General features: G+C 44.3%; 16 protein-coding genes. 1 reads left to right on the forward strand and 15 read right to left on the reverse strand.

The genetic code is table 11. From position 1 onward, the window contains the following. Positions 1 to 36 precede the first annotated feature (36 nt). The 12 genes from MHB84_RS04560 to MHB84_RS04615 all read right to left on the reverse strand — a co-directional run bounded on the left by MHB84_RS04560 (position 37) and on the right by MHB84_RS04615 (position 9,989). Positions 37 to 1,962: an ABC transporter permease gene (locus tag MHB84_RS04560; RefSeq protein WP_076289997.1), complete on the reverse strand. Its 1,926-nt coding sequence runs from the start codon at positions 1,960 to 1,962 to the stop codon at positions 37 to 39. Beyond that, positions 1,959 to 2,714, reverse strand: a complete 756-nt coding sequence (locus MHB84_RS04565) for an ABC transporter ATP-binding protein (RefSeq protein ID WP_076289998.1) — start codon at positions 2,712 to 2,714, stop codon at positions 1,959 to 1,961. Before MHB84_RS04565 ends, MHB84_RS04560 begins: the two co-directional genes overlap by 4 nt. A gap of 100 nt (positions 2,715 to 2,814) precedes the next feature. Further along, positions 2,815 to 3,819 (reverse strand): sensor histidine kinase, encoded by a 1,005-nt coding sequence (locus MHB84_RS04570; protein WP_076289999.1) that lies wholly within the window; start codon positions 3,817 to 3,819, stop codon positions 2,815 to 2,817. After that, on the reverse strand, positions 3,816 to 4,505 hold the full coding sequence (locus MHB84_RS04575; protein WP_076290000.1) for a response regulator transcription factor: 690 nt from the start codon (positions 4,503 to 4,505) through the stop codon (positions 3,816 to 3,818). The genes MHB84_RS04570 and MHB84_RS04575 overlap by 4 nt, the downstream gene beginning before the upstream one ends. Positions 4,506 to 4,805: 300 nt before the next feature. Beyond that, on the reverse strand, positions 4,806 to 5,546 hold the full coding sequence (locus MHB84_RS04580; protein WP_076290001.1) for an SDR family NAD(P)-dependent oxidoreductase: 741 nt from the start codon (positions 5,544 to 5,546) through the stop codon (positions 4,806 to 4,808). A gap of 72 nt (positions 5,547 to 5,618) precedes the next feature. Next, positions 5,619 to 6,299, reverse strand: a complete 681-nt coding sequence (locus tag MHB84_RS04585; RefSeq protein ID WP_256716854.1) for a class I SAM-dependent methyltransferase — start codon at positions 6,297 to 6,299, stop codon at positions 5,619 to 5,621. 305 nt (positions 6,300 to 6,604) lie between these two features. Continuing rightward, on the reverse strand, positions 6,605 to 7,111 hold the full coding sequence (locus MHB84_RS04590) for a GNAT family N-acetyltransferase (RefSeq protein WP_076290003.1): 507 nt from the start codon (positions 7,109 to 7,111) through the stop codon (positions 6,605 to 6,607). A 36-nt stretch (positions 7,112 to 7,147) separates the two neighbouring features. Then, positions 7,148 to 7,672 carry a YfiT family bacillithiol transferase gene (locus tag MHB84_RS04595; RefSeq protein ID WP_076290004.1) on the reverse strand — a complete coding sequence of 175 codons (525 nt, stop codon included), beginning with the start codon at positions 7,670 to 7,672 and terminating at the stop codon, positions 7,148 to 7,150. A gap of 47 nt (positions 7,673 to 7,719) precedes the next feature. Further along, positions 7,720 to 8,259 (reverse strand): GNAT family N-acetyltransferase, encoded by a 540-nt coding sequence (locus tag MHB84_RS04600; protein WP_076290005.1) that lies wholly within the window; start codon positions 8,257 to 8,259, stop codon positions 7,720 to 7,722. Beyond that, entirely contained in the window at positions 8,259 to 8,801 is a 543-nt protein-coding gene (locus tag MHB84_RS04605; protein WP_076290006.1) for a hypothetical protein, read from the reverse strand. Before MHB84_RS04605 ends, MHB84_RS04600 begins: the two co-directional genes overlap by 1 nt. A 19-nt stretch (positions 8,802 to 8,820) precedes the next feature. Next, positions 8,821 to 9,261 carry a cupin domain-containing protein gene (locus MHB84_RS04610; protein ID WP_076290007.1) on the reverse strand — a complete coding sequence of 147 codons (441 nt, stop codon included), beginning with the start codon at positions 9,259 to 9,261 and terminating at the stop codon, positions 8,821 to 8,823. A 56-nt stretch (positions 9,262 to 9,317) separates the two neighbouring features. Then, a complete protein-coding gene (locus MHB84_RS04615) occupies positions 9,318 to 9,989 on the reverse strand; it encodes a class I SAM-dependent methyltransferase (RefSeq protein WP_256716855.1) in 672 nt (223 codons plus the stop codon). Between the two features lie 224 nt (positions 9,990 to 10,213). Between MHB84_RS04615 and MHB84_RS04620 the strand changes: the two genes are divergently transcribed. Continuing rightward, positions 10,214 to 10,987 (forward strand): sporulation protein, encoded by a 774-nt coding sequence (locus MHB84_RS04620; protein WP_076290009.1) that lies wholly within the window; start codon positions 10,214 to 10,216, stop codon positions 10,985 to 10,987. Positions 10,988 to 11,084: 97 nt separating this feature from the next. Here the strand turns inward: MHB84_RS04620 and MHB84_RS04625 are convergent, their stop codons facing one another. The 3 genes from MHB84_RS04625 to MHB84_RS04635 are packed head-to-tail and all read right to left on the reverse strand — an operon-like array spanning position 11,085 to position 12,519. Then, positions 11,085 to 11,375, reverse strand: a complete 291-nt coding sequence (locus tag MHB84_RS04625) for a hypothetical protein (RefSeq protein ID WP_076290010.1) — start codon at positions 11,373 to 11,375, stop codon at positions 11,085 to 11,087. A gap of 12 nt (positions 11,376 to 11,387) precedes the next feature. After that, a complete protein-coding gene (locus MHB84_RS04630) occupies positions 11,388 to 11,924 on the reverse strand; it encodes an AAA family ATPase (RefSeq protein ID WP_072734113.1) in 537 nt (178 codons plus the stop codon). A gap of 19 nt (positions 11,925 to 11,943) precedes the next feature. Then, positions 11,944 to 12,519: a DMP19 family protein gene (locus MHB84_RS04635; RefSeq protein ID WP_076290011.1), complete on the reverse strand. Its 576-nt coding sequence runs from the start codon at positions 12,517 to 12,519 to the stop codon at positions 11,944 to 11,946. Between the last annotated feature and the right edge of the window lie 241 nt (positions 12,520 to 12,760).

Genomic DNA, 12,760 nt, shown 5'->3' on the forward strand with positions numbered 1-12,760 from the left:
TTCTTTACTGTATTCCTTTGTTGCTCATCCTCTGATCTATAATGATTCCTTGATCACTCGCTTGTAATACCATATGGACAACAGGCCGAAGATTGAATACAACAACGTATACACAATCATAACGATTACAGTTGGTGTGGCAAGTTCAGTGCCAAAGAAGAACCAGCCTGATTTCACGGCAAAATAACTATGGCTCAGTCCCACAACAAGGGGAATGCCGAAATTAAACAACTGCTTGAACTGAATTCCGCGTAACAAATTGCCTTGAGTAAATCCAAGTTTGCGCAGAATGGTATAGTTTGATTTCTCTTCTTCGCTCTCATTCATTTGTTTGAAATAGAGGATACACCCGGATGTAATCAAGAAAGTCAGTCCCAGGAAACCAACAATGAACATGATTAGGCCCATACTGGTACGTTGATTATTTCTGAATTCAATCTGGGAGAAGCTTGGAGCTTCCAATTTCAGATCTGCAAAAATGGCATACGCATTCTCGTCTTGACTTGAATCTGTAATTTGCACACCGTAATAATCTGTCCTTTCCACCTCCTGAATTTTCGGATCAAGATCCTGCGCAAGCTCCGCATAAACCGATTCATCCACAACCGCTACTGGCGTACCTTTGTTGTAATATACGGGAAGCACGCCCTGTTTGGAGATTCCAATCAATTGCTGGTCAATCGTTTTCTTCAACCCGTGCAGAACAATGGGACCTTCCTCCCGAATGGAAAAGAACTGCTGAATCACATTGCCGTATCCCATGAAAACGACTTCTCCTGGTTTCAGATCAATGTTATCTACCATGCTGTCACTTACTACACTGCTGAACAACAGCTCTTCCATTGTGGAGTCATTCATCACCTTGTGTGCGTCAATTTCAATATACAGAGGTTGTCTGTGTTTCTCTTCATATGGAATCTGTTTGTTATCCAACTCAGCTACAAAACGATTTTTCACATCAACCTGGGCAAATGAAAAATCTTCTGGCAGACTTTCCTTGGCCTGAGCCTCTGCCGAATAATAGGAAATGTAACTGAGCGACAACATACCTATGGCGAGTGCCGATACAGTAGTAATAATGGTCAGCAGCAAGGCATTCGACTTCATGCGAAACATGATGGAGGATAACGACAATACCTCGTTAATGGAGAGGTAACCTTTTTTGCTTTTGCGAATCATATTAAAAATGAAACTGACGGAACCTTTATAGAATAGATATGTCCCCAGAATGACCGAGAACAAAATCAAAATCATGGTGTACATTAACTGCTGCATATCCAATTTCTCGACGCTGAACAGCCGTGCAGACAGGATGTAACCGAACACGATCAGAGCAATACCCAAGATGCCCATCAGAATCTGCCCCACAGATAACTTCTTTACCTGCTGCTCTGTTGTAGAAGACACCCGAAAGAGTGATAGAATACTCTGGGCTCGGATAAACGTGTAATTCATCAACATGATAAGCAGATACATGACAGCAAAGACAATCAGCGTTTGCACTAGCGCCATCGGTGAGAAGTATAGCTTTGTGATCACATCAACGCCAATAATTTTGAACAAAATCATCAATATCAGCTTGGAACCCAGAAACCCGATTAGAATACCGATTACCATAGAACCAAAGTAGAGAATGCAATTTTCCGCACTCAAGATGCCAAATATTCTCCCCTTCGTCAGTCCGATTAGCTGAAACAAACCGATCTCCTTACTGCGTCGCTTGATAAAGATCGTATTGGCATAGAGCAGAAAAATGCCCACAATAACAATCAGTAACACGGAGGATGCGCCGATCGCAGCCGCTCCTTTCGTTGATTCAGCAACCTCATCCATGGAGGGATCATACTGTAAGGTCACAAAGGAAAAATACAGGGCCACACTAAAAATCAGGGCAAAGACATAAAGATAATAATTTTTCAGGTTTTTCCTCAGATTGCGAAAGATGATGTAGTTCAGGCTCATGGCTGCACACCACCCAACACGCCCTGAGTTTTGATAATATCGTTGAAGAAAGTTTGTCGGGACTCGTCTCCTTTATTTAATTGGGTGTAGATCTGACCGTCCCGGATGAAAATCACCCTGCTGCAATAACTTGCGGCAAACGGATCATGTGTAACCATAATAATCGTAGCCTGATGCTTCCTGTTCATATCACTCATTTTGCCAAGCAGGTCCGAAGCCGATTTGGAATCGAGTGCACCCGTCGGCTCGTCAGCGAAAATAATGCTCGGATCATGCACAAACGCACGGGCGGCTGAAGTTCGCTGTTTCTGTCCACCCGAGATTTCGGATGGATATTTGTCTTTCAGCTCATATATGCCCAGCTCACGGGCGATTTGTTCGAACTTCAGGTGTGCCTCATGCTTCGGAATACTCGTAATCGAGAGCGGCAGCAATACATTTTCCTTCACCGTGAGGGTATCCAGCAAATTATATTCCTGAAAAATAAAACCGAGATAGTCTTTGCGGAACTCAGCCAGCCTTTTCTCCTTCATGCCGGTAAACTCCTGGCCTTCGATTTCAATTGTGCCCTGACTTACCCGATCGATCGAAGAAAGAACATTCAGCAGTGTCGTTTTCCCCGAACCCGAGGGCCCCATAATCCCAACAAATTCGCCTTTACTTACCCCGAGATCAATCCCCTTGAGGACTTCCTGTTTATTTAATTTGTTGCCATAGACTTTATGAATTTTTTTGGCTTCCAGTATCAACATATCCCACTCACTCCTCTTTGGTATATCTTTATCATAGGCGGGATGCTCCAATTAATCGTGCGATTCACCGAACAAAACCAAAAAGCATGTGACAATGTTGTCACACGCCTGCTAGGTGGATCATGTCATTTTTTCTCGGGAAGGTTAGCTTGACACTAGTGCCCTCTCCGGGAGCAGACTGTACTTTAACGTCTATACGAAGTGCTTGTGCCACCTGTCGGGTCAAATACAAGCCCATTCCCGTTGCCGTTCCTTCCAGTCTACCCTGAGTTGAAGTGAAGCCTTTATCAAAGATACGTGGTAAATCCTGCGCCTCGATCCCTCGTCCATAATCTTGAACAGTCAGTATGATGTGCCCATCCTGTTCCTTGCTTTCAATGACAATGTCAGAGGAATGACTATATTTCACCGCATTGCTAAGCAGCTGCCGTATGATAAAACCTAACCATTTGCTGTCGGTCAGCACCTTTGTCACATCTAATGACACGTCGAAGCCAATCCGTTTGGATATACACCATGACTTCAAAGCTCTAATCTCGCCGTTCAAAATCGGTTCAAGCTCTGTCTCTTCCACAAACAAATCATTATGCATAAATGGAATACGCTTCTGGTGAAGCTGCTGATCGAGCAGTTGGTGAATTCGCAGCCATTCATACGTCATCTGACCCTGCAGCTTGTCATCATGCATTCGCTCAATCATTAATTGCAGCGCGGTTAAGGGCGTCTTCACCTCATGAATCCAGGACAGTATCTCATCCTTTTCTTGCTCCAGCAAAATAAAATGAGATGAGGACTCCTTCCGATAACGTTCGGTCTGGGAAGTCACGGCATCGTGCACAATCCGTTCATAAGGACTTTCAGCGATATCCAAATCCCCTGGATCATAGGTATGATCCCAGGCAGTTAATCTTTTGTAGAAACGAGTCTCTCTTGGATATCTCGCCCAGATAAAAACGATGCATACCACCACATTCAGCACGACGATATAGGATACGGATCGGAATGGAATGGACGTGTCGATATAGGCTACAAATAAAAAGATGAGCTGCATGCTTATAAGCAACACTAACCAGCTTAGCTTTTCCCGTATGTACTTACCAATCATATTTCCGCCTCTTCTGTTGCCATGTAGCCCTGACCAACTTTCGTTTCGATATAGCCATCCAGATTTAGCGGCTCCAACTTCTTGCGTAGGCGATTCACGTTGACCGTGAGTGTGTTGTCACTCACAAAATGTTCATGATCCCACAGACTGCGAATCAGGTCTTCCCGGGTCACAATCTGATTTTTGTGCTCCACTAGCACTTTGAGAATGAACATTTCATTTTTGGTCAAAAGGACAGATTCATTGTTATAGGTAAGCGTATTTTTCACATATTCAATGGTAGCCCCACGCCATGTGCGCAGCTCAATCCGCTCTGTATTGTAGTTATATACCCTACGCAGGATCGCCTGGATCTTGGCAATCAGCACATCGAAATGGAAGGGCTTCTGAATAAAATCATCTGCGCCCAAATGCATCGACATGACCATATCCGTCGGGTGATCCCGTGAGGATAAAAAGATAATCGGCACATTGGAATGGGCTCGAATCATGCGACACCAATGAAATCCGTCATACTGGGGAAGCTGAATATCAATGATGACCAGCTGTGGCTGAATGGCACTGTATTCCTGCATCACTTTGCCAAAATCCTGCACGCCATACACGTCATATGACCACTGGGATAACCGTTCTTTGATTTCACTGAATAACGATTCATCGTCTTCAATGAGCATAATTTTAAACATATACCTTCACCACGTTTCTGTTCTTCTTGGGCATTGCCCGAAGCATATTGTTTGACAATCTACGAGGGACCGTTCCAGATACGGATCGTTCTTCCGATCGCAGTTGTCCCCAAATTTCCTTTATTAGATTTATTAAATGTAGAAATTAGGTGACAAAGGCGAACGCTACCGCTTCTTCAGAATCGATTCCGTCTCTTCCACTCCGACCGCTATTAATAGATCAATACAAATTTCGAGGCAAAATAAAACCCATAATCTCTTATCAATTTAGATGAATCTAAACGTATAACTGTTAATCTGTTATCCCTCCATAGTATGGAGGACCTTGCTTGGATCACTGATTTCTTCCATCCGTTCGATTAATTGCTTTGCGACATCTTGTGGCGATCTTAATTGGCCTGCTTCATAGACCTGACCGAATACCTCAGACAGTGCAAATTCCTCTGCATTTTTGCCTCTTGCCACAGCCTGTAGCTCAGTATCTACCATCCCTGGATCGAATGCAATCACTTCAACGGGATTGGGTTGCCCGGATTGTTCCATCGCTACGCACTGGGTGAACATGTTTATTCCAGCTTTGGAGGCACAGTAAGATGCCATTGAAGGTGCCGGATAACTGCCTGACCCGGACGATACATTGACTATTTTTCTGCGTGTGGTCAGGTGATTGGTATGTTGTATAAAAGATGAAGTCAGAATCATAGGCGCTGCCAAACTGATGTTCAGATTAAGACTGATCTCCTCTGCACTGCACCGATCTATCGATTTCAACGGTTCCAGCATCGCTGCATTGTTAATGAGCCCGATGAATTCAACTTCTTGCGGTGGAATCTGTTCCAATATGCCTGAGACAAGATCGTCGATGCTATGAATATCTGCCAGATCAAACTGAACATGCTGGTAACGCTCGTAAGCTTCCTCCAAGTCAGACGTTCCGCGTGCAATACCGTAGACGTGATCTCCCTTTTCCAATAACAATTCCGCAAGCTGTTTGCCGATTCCTTTGGATGTACCTGTAATGATAAAATACCTTTGTCCCATATTCTCCCCGCCTTTCTCTCACTCTGTGCAATATTGGTTAAACACGTCAAATCTTTGATCCTTCATCTATGACTACACGTTTGGTTTTCTCCACAATGTCACCCATAGGATGGGCAAGCCAAAACAATCTTCATCCTGATCCATCGCCTTCATCGGTCGCAGCTCCACGCATTCAAAAGGATCTTCCAGCAAATAGCGAAGCTTTTCTTCCGTAAAAGCCAGACCACCTTTCATCGACTTCTCACGGTATACCTCCCAATCGTCCATAACGCTCTCCGGTCCACCCTGACCGCCAAATCCTGGAGCAAAGCAGGTCATTCCAAAATACCCTCCAGGTTTAAGTCCGTTCTGAATCTTCTGTATGTAGGGAATTCGCTGATGTGGCAGCAGATGGTGAAGACAGCCCGAATCATAGACGAGATCGTACTCTTCATGTGGCGTGAGTTCAAATGCTGATTTGCATTCGAAATTCACTTCAAGCTGTTCCTCCACAGCTCTTTCCTTGGCCCAGGCAATGGCTGTCTCTGAAAGATCATAAGCATCTACTTTATAACCCTGACGTGTTAGATATATTGCATTTCTTCCCGGGCCACAACCGAGCTCCAATGCTTTGCCCCCAGGTAATATTCCTGAGTTCACATGTGCTACCAGATTTTCATCCGGTTTGTTTGGAAAGAAGGGGATTGGTCGCTCCCGATCCGCGTAAAAAGGTTCCCAAAATTGCTTCGCTGATCTGAATTCTGCGTCAAGCATGTCATATAGATCCTGGACATTTTTAATCGTCTTCTCCACGAACACATTCCTCCTCGAATTCATACAAAATATCCTGCACATTCCCTCTTATGTATTGATCTCTTTCCCTTTAAATCGCCCGCTTCATCACGGTTTATACGCTAAATCAACTACCCTCTATTATAACATTTTCACCCAATCCAACTCTATTTTTCTTGTAAGATTAGAGCCGAAAACAGTCTGATTATATGTAAAAAACGCTGTTTAGAAGAAAGTAATTCCCTGTCCTCTCAACAGCGTTATAATCCTTTTTATTCAGGATTCGATCAGCTTAACTTCTTCGTTAAATAGAGCACTACATCGTCGTCGATGATCGTTTCATCGCCCCATTTTAGATAACGATCATGCTTGTGAATGCCCTGTCCATCTGGTATATATCCACGACGGGCATACAGAATTTGAGCTTTGCCATAATCGGAGAACACCCCGACACCAATCCCGGCAGTTTCGGTTCGCTCATGAATGACTTCTTCTGCCCGGTCCATCAAACGTGATCCAATTCCCTGACGCTGATACTTGATCAGCACATTGAAATCATTAATTTCCGGAATACCCTGTTCCCTGAACGAAGGGTAATACGAATTCCACAATACATTCACGTAACCGGCAAAAGCTCCATCCAATTCCGCTATCAAAGTCACTCGCTCACCATTCTGCTGCTCTGCAAGATATTGAATGTACTGCTCCGCCGATTTCGCCCAACCCTGTTCCTGAAACGCCTGCGAAATTACGACCGGATCGCCCTCATCCAAAAGTCTGATATGTATATTCATCGATGTAATCTCCTTAATAAGTTATTTATTTCACCACTAGATTCCCAATCTGCTTCTAAGCGAGGTAATATGGGCAATGTGGTGTCTGCCATGCCATGCATATACGCCCAAATTATAGTCCAGTCTGGTCGTTTCTTTGGAAGCGGGATGATAAAAGGTTTTGGCATAGTCTGCATCCGTTAATGTGTTTAATAGCGCTACCCAACGACGGTGCAGCGCATCCAGGATTTGCAGAGAAAACTCGACATCCAGCTCCCGCGAATCACTCAGTTCAGCCCATCGTTCTTCGTAATATGGTCTTATCGTGGGGTTATCCTCCGTCAGTGCCAGCTTGAAACGAACCATGCTATTCATATGGCTATCTGCCATATGGTGTATGACCTGTTTGAGCATCCAGCCACCTTCCCGGTAGGGTAACCTCAATTGTTCTTCACTCAATCCTTTGACCGCTTCGCGGGCGCGCTCCGGCAACTCCGCAATATCTTGAATCCACTGCTTCCGCTGCTCTAATGTAACCTCGCCTGTATGTTCAAATGTTCCAATTGGGTACCTCAAATCCATCGATCATTCCTCCTTGGTTAAATGGTTTATATAGCACCGCGCACTACCTATGGGGCATACTCCATCAGCCAGCAGTCTCTCATCTGTCCTTCGTGCAGCTCATGTTCTGGTAACAGTCTGACCTTCCTGAGACCACACTTCTCGTAACAGGATATGGCTCGTTCGTTCCATGATTGCGGGTCCATGACCACTTTCCGAGCTTGCTTTTCGTTGACTAGATAGCCCAACATAGATTTTACTAGTTGTGTGCCAATACCGCGGTTCCAGTAATCAGTTTCTCCAATAAACTGATCTGTTCCATAGATGATTTCATCGGTGTCTCCATAACCATACTCATTCCGTTCTTCCTCCTCCAGTTCATAGAACTGGATATAGCCGATCGGTTTACCTTCGTGTTCAACCATACAACGATGTGCCGTATCCTCTTGTCTATAAAAGTGTTCTCTGACCAAATTCAGATCATGCGGCTGATCACGGCCTTCGTAATATTGAAGTACTGCTGGGTCAGACAACCATTGAACAAGGCGCTGTTCATCCTTTTCATCCAGTAAACGTACCGTAATCTCATTCCATTGATAAATTAGCATCACTCTGCATACTCCTTAATGATTTCCAGAGGCTCTCCTGAGACCCAGCTCAGGTCTTTGCCCAGTAATTTTTCCTGATGAACATAATAGATCATCGGTTGCCGAATCAGTTCTGCCTCCTCACCCAAAGGATGAATGGTAAAACGAACCTTGTACGTGCCCACTGCATCAGGTATGGAGAACCCCGCAAATTCAGTAATCACTGTTGATGACTGCCCCTGTAACGCTTGACGAAAAATTTCTTCCATTGCACCTGTGCTGCCGACGGAGGTAGGTCGAATAAATCGGTTGTCCTTTTTGTCATCAAAAGATATTGAACCCCAGCCAGGTACAAGCGGATATACGGTATGCTGACCCTTGTCTTCTTTTGTGCGTGTAATGGTTAATTGCACCTCGTATTCATCCGTAGCTGTCTGCCGAATCGTGCCCTTCATGTTAACATCCTGCGCTGTAACGCTTGGAGCCAGATTATTATATACAATGAAAGCTGCTACAATAACAATTGCAACTCCAGTTAGCCAAAATATCGTACTTCTACGCATGTATTTACCCCCAAGCTGATTAACCGTAAGTCTGAAGTAATTCGCTCTCCATTAGTGCCTGTGTAACGCTGTCCAGTTCCGGAGAAGCAGACCAATCACTATGTGTATTCAAACCATATTTAATCGTATGGATAACGCTATTAGCTGACATATATAAATTATGGTGTACTCCCGGTTCCACAATGATGTGATCTCCTTCGCCCATAACTCTGATTTCAAGCGTCTGATCATTCGCAAAATTTGCATAAGCAATCCAACCAGACTGCACAACATAGAACTCGGTTATATGGTTATGAAAGTGGCTATTTTGCCATCCTCCCTGAGATGAAGCTATCGTTCTGCAATAATAACCGCCATCCTCTGAAACCATCTTGTATTTCCGTTCCCCGTTAACCATCTGCTCGAAGCTGGTATTCACATTATCTGGTCCTAAATTTTGTTCTAAAGTTTCTCTATCCAAAACACAACCTCCAGATCTGAAATACGAAGTCAGGCATCATATTTTATAATCTTTCTTTAACGCCTTACGGCCTTCCAGATATATTTGTGCTCACGCACAGCAAGTCTCCCCTCAATCTGAATTTCCTTCAGCTTAACTTGAAGCTGCTCATGGTACTCAGGCTGCGTGTAATCCGGGTTGCCAGGGATATCGGAAAGAAAAATAGCGAACTCTGTTTCATCAGGGAAGACCATTAGGGCCTCATTGAATTCCTCAATTTCAATGTTTTCATACTGATTTGTATGCAGCCTTTCTCGTACCTTGCTTACATCGGTATGAATGCCAAAGATCACGCCACCCTTTCGCAGCAATCTCCCATGTTCAATAATGGACGTAGGTCCTCTGCGGTCATAGATCAGGTCGAACTGTTCGTCTTCGAAGGGCAACTCTGTTTTGGTTGTAGCGCAGACAAATTCAACATTGCCAACGTCACCGGCCACAAGCCCAGCCTGAGCGATACGCAGTAGCTCCTTGGAGTTGTCAAAACCCGTAATATGATCGGTATAGGCCGACATTTTTAATGTGAATTCACCATGACCACAACCTGCATCAAGCACAGATTTATACTGAGGCAGCAACTGCATTAAGCGCGCTTCAAATACATCTTCTGCGGAATTGCCCTCCCATGTAAATACCGATCTGCCCTTGTATCCTCCGTTACGTAGTCCGATCATGTCATACCATTCCATGCCCAATAGATATCCCCCCAGAAGAAAATCCCATATTAAACAACATTCGACACAGATAAGTCGATTTCCCTGTCCATAGGTTAACTTTTTTCTCACTTAAGAGTTTTATCTATTCTCATCTTATGCTTGTTAAAATTTGAAACGCTTCTCTCGTAGGCGCCGTATTATGCTCGAAGTCGTATTTTGCCACTTGGATAAACCAATAGGATGTGGAGGTCGAATGAATGTCTTTTTTTAAGAAAATGTTAGCCAGTGTAGGTGTTGGAGCAGCCAAAGTAAATACAGAATTACATACACCTGAGGTTACGCCTGGAGGAGTCATCTCTGGGATCGTGTACATCGAGGGTGGAGACGTGGAACAGAATGTAGACCGAATCTACCTTACGATCAAAACCCATTACATACGGGAGCACAATGATCGAAAAGTAAATGAAACTGCCATTGTAGCCAAATACTTGCTTACCGAAGGTTTTATATTACAGCCTGGTGCCAAACTGGAGAAATCCTTCTCCTTTGATCTACCAGAAAATCTTCCAATTACACTGCATCGTGCAGAGGTGTGGGTTGAAACTGGCCTCGATATTTCAAGCGCCATGGACCCCTCAGACCGGGACAGACTCCATGTAGTTCCTACAAAAGATATGCACACTGTGCTTGATGCGATTGATCTCCTTGGTTTCAAGCTGCGTGAAGTGACCAATGACTATGCTCCAAAGCTTGGTGGCAATCTTCCATTTGTACAGGAATTTGAATTCGTGCCAACGAGTAAATTCCGCGGTTATTTGGATGAGTTGGAAGTATTGTTTTACCCGATGGGAGATTCACTGGAACTGTTGCTTCAGATCGACCGCCGCGCACGTGGACTCGGTGGCATTTTCTCGGAGGCGATGGGGACGGATGAGAGCTTTGTCCGACTGCATCTCTACGAGAGACACCTTGCACGGGGTGCGGATTCGGTTGCGCAAGGTCTGGAAGAAATCATCTCCAAGCATCTATAATCTATTAAAAATAGATACAAAAACAAAAAAACAGTTCTCCTACCAACTTCATTGGTATAGAACTGTTTTTTGGCTATGCTTTTCTTTTATTAATAAATCAGGAACGCTGTGTCCAGCGCTGTATCCCCGATCGAAGTCCATAGTATGCGGCAGCAAGCAAGAGAAATCCAACAGCAGCGATCAGAATGGAAGTAGTATCCCAACGGGCAATGGAGCCAAAGTCAACCTTGGACTGCAACATCATAACGGATGAATCGGTGTGCATCATTTCAGGTGTATGATTCAGCGTCATTAACATGCCTTGAACGACATTCCAAGCCATAAAACCCAGTGTGAATAGCAAAGTTACCAACAGGGATTCCACACCTAATCGTTTGTTGATACTCATCATTTTTCCTCCTCATTTACGGTTTGACAACACTTTGGAAGTTATAAAATTCACTACATCATCTGTCGTTTGGCCATCCGTCTGAATGTGCTCTTCAAAGCGTGCTCCATGGAATGCTTCGACACACTTAATCGCTTGTTGAAAAGTCCATCCATCAGGCTTATCCCCGCGCTTCAACAATCTCTCATGTAATGTTTCCATAGATGTCATCAGGGTAAAATGAAAAAGGTCAGTATCTAGCTCTTTCAGACCCCGATGGATGTAACTGAACTGCTCTGACTTGTAGATGGTCATTGGAACAATCAGATGTTTGTTATACTTCTGCCTGATTTCACGGGCGACTTTCACGGTAAGGACTTTCCACAGCTCCATATCCTGAAAATCGTCCGTTTTCTCCACATCCATTCGGACGTCATCCACAATCACGTTTCTTAACATGTATCCAATCTCTTCTGGATCGTAGATCATGCTGTTCGGAATTAACGGCTGCAGCTTGGTTGCAGCAGAGGTTTTACCCGAGCCAAATGCCCCATTAATCATCACAATCATAGTGAAGTCCTCCTGCGTGTCAGATTGAATTAGACAAGAGGTGCTCCAACTCCTGTTTCAGGCGATCTTTGTTCGTATCCACATATTGATAAAGGAGTTCAAATACCTCTTCATTATCCGATTGCATGCTTAAATTACCCGCTTCCAGCTCCACCCGTTGTAAAACCTCATGGATCTGCTGTCCATGCGTATTCAGGGTCGTCGTCACATCCTGCTCGGAGAGTGCGTTCACATTCGCTCTTAACAGCTCAGGTGTTACACCACTTTCGGATAACATATGCTGGATATTCTTCAGAATCTCTGCATCTGCATCATTGCCTATGCGCTGCATTGCTTCCATCGTTTCACCCAGAAACCGCCCACTCGCATTTTCAAGAAAACCAGTCATGCCACTCATGGACAGCTCTGTATCCAGATCTATGATCAGGATGGTATCTCGCAATACCTGTGGAAGTTCAGGTCCACACTCCCGAATGGTCGCAAATTCCGCGCGATACAGATCCATGGCAACACTCCCCACCACTTCCTCACCCGACATGCTGTCAAACTGTTCCAAGGGTAATAATTGCTGCAATTCTTCCTGTAATTTGTTCATCTCTCTGCCTCCTGTATCTCTCTATCTATATAAGTTGGACGAATGATTTCACACGGGTCCACTATAACTAAACGCCTATATATCATAGCAGAATATGTTATATAAGTTTATCCGATGTAAGTTTGCCCCAGATTACTTCCCCGCACACTTTACACGGAATATGGATAAAGTTAACCTTCACTTGACCTTTGGAACATGATCCGCTGTTATGATCTTGTCATCAAGAGTCTTGGGAGGGGTT

It is taken from the genome of Paenibacillus sp. FSL F4-0087, assembly GCF_038020215.1.
Classification (GTDB): domain Bacteria; phylum Bacillota; class Bacilli; order Paenibacillales; family Paenibacillaceae; genus Paenibacillus; species Paenibacillus taichungensis.

Coding starts and splice junctions, on each gene's coding strand:
- MHB84_RS04560 (WP_076289997.1), bottom strand. CDS start 1,962: ATGAGCCTGAACTACATCATCTTTCGCAATCTGAGGAAAAACCTGAAA.
- MHB84_RS04565 (WP_076289998.1), bottom strand. CDS start 2,714: ATGTTGATACTGGAAGCCAAAAAAATTCATAAAGTCTATGGCAACAAA.
- MHB84_RS04570 (WP_076289999.1), bottom strand. CDS start 3,819: ATGATTGGTAAGTACATACGGGAAAAGCTAAGCTGGTTAGTGTTGCTT.
- MHB84_RS04575 (WP_076290000.1), bottom strand. CDS start 4,505: ATGTTTAAAATTATGCTCATTGAAGACGATGAATCGTTATTCAGTGAA.
- MHB84_RS04580 (WP_076290001.1), bottom strand. CDS start 5,546: ATGGGACAAAGGTATTTTATCATTACAGGTACATCCAAAGGAATCGGC.
- MHB84_RS04585 (WP_256716854.1), bottom strand. CDS start 6,299: ATGCTTGACGCAGAATTCAGATCAGCGAAGCAATTTTGGGAACCTTTT.
- MHB84_RS04590 (WP_076290003.1), bottom strand. CDS start 7,111: ATGAATATACATATCAGACTTTTGGATGAGGGCGATCCGGTCGTAATT.
- MHB84_RS04595 (WP_076290004.1), bottom strand. CDS start 7,672: ATGGATTTGAGGTACCCAATTGGAACATTTGAACATACAGGCGAGGTT.
- MHB84_RS04600 (WP_076290005.1), bottom strand. CDS start 8,259: ATGCTAATTTATCAATGGAATGAGATTACGGTACGTTTACTGGATGAA.
- MHB84_RS04605 (WP_076290006.1), bottom strand. CDS start 8,801: ATGCGTAGAAGTACGATATTTTGGCTAACTGGAGTTGCAATTGTTATT.
- MHB84_RS04615 (WP_256716855.1), bottom strand. CDS start 9,989: ATGGAATGGTATGACATGATCGGACTACGTAACGGAGGATACAAGGGC.
- MHB84_RS04620 (WP_076290009.1), top strand. CDS start 10,214: ATGTCTTTTTTTAAGAAAATGTTAGCCAGTGTAGGTGTTGGAGCAGCC.
- MHB84_RS04625 (WP_076290010.1), bottom strand. CDS start 11,375: ATGAGTATCAACAAACGATTAGGTGTGGAATCCCTGTTGGTAACTTTG.
- MHB84_RS04630 (WP_072734113.1), bottom strand. CDS start 11,924: ATGATTGTGATGATTAATGGGGCATTTGGCTCGGGTAAAACCTCTGCT.
- MHB84_RS04635 (WP_076290011.1), bottom strand. CDS start 12,519: ATGAACAAATTACAGGAAGAATTGCAGCAATTATTACCCTTGGAACAG.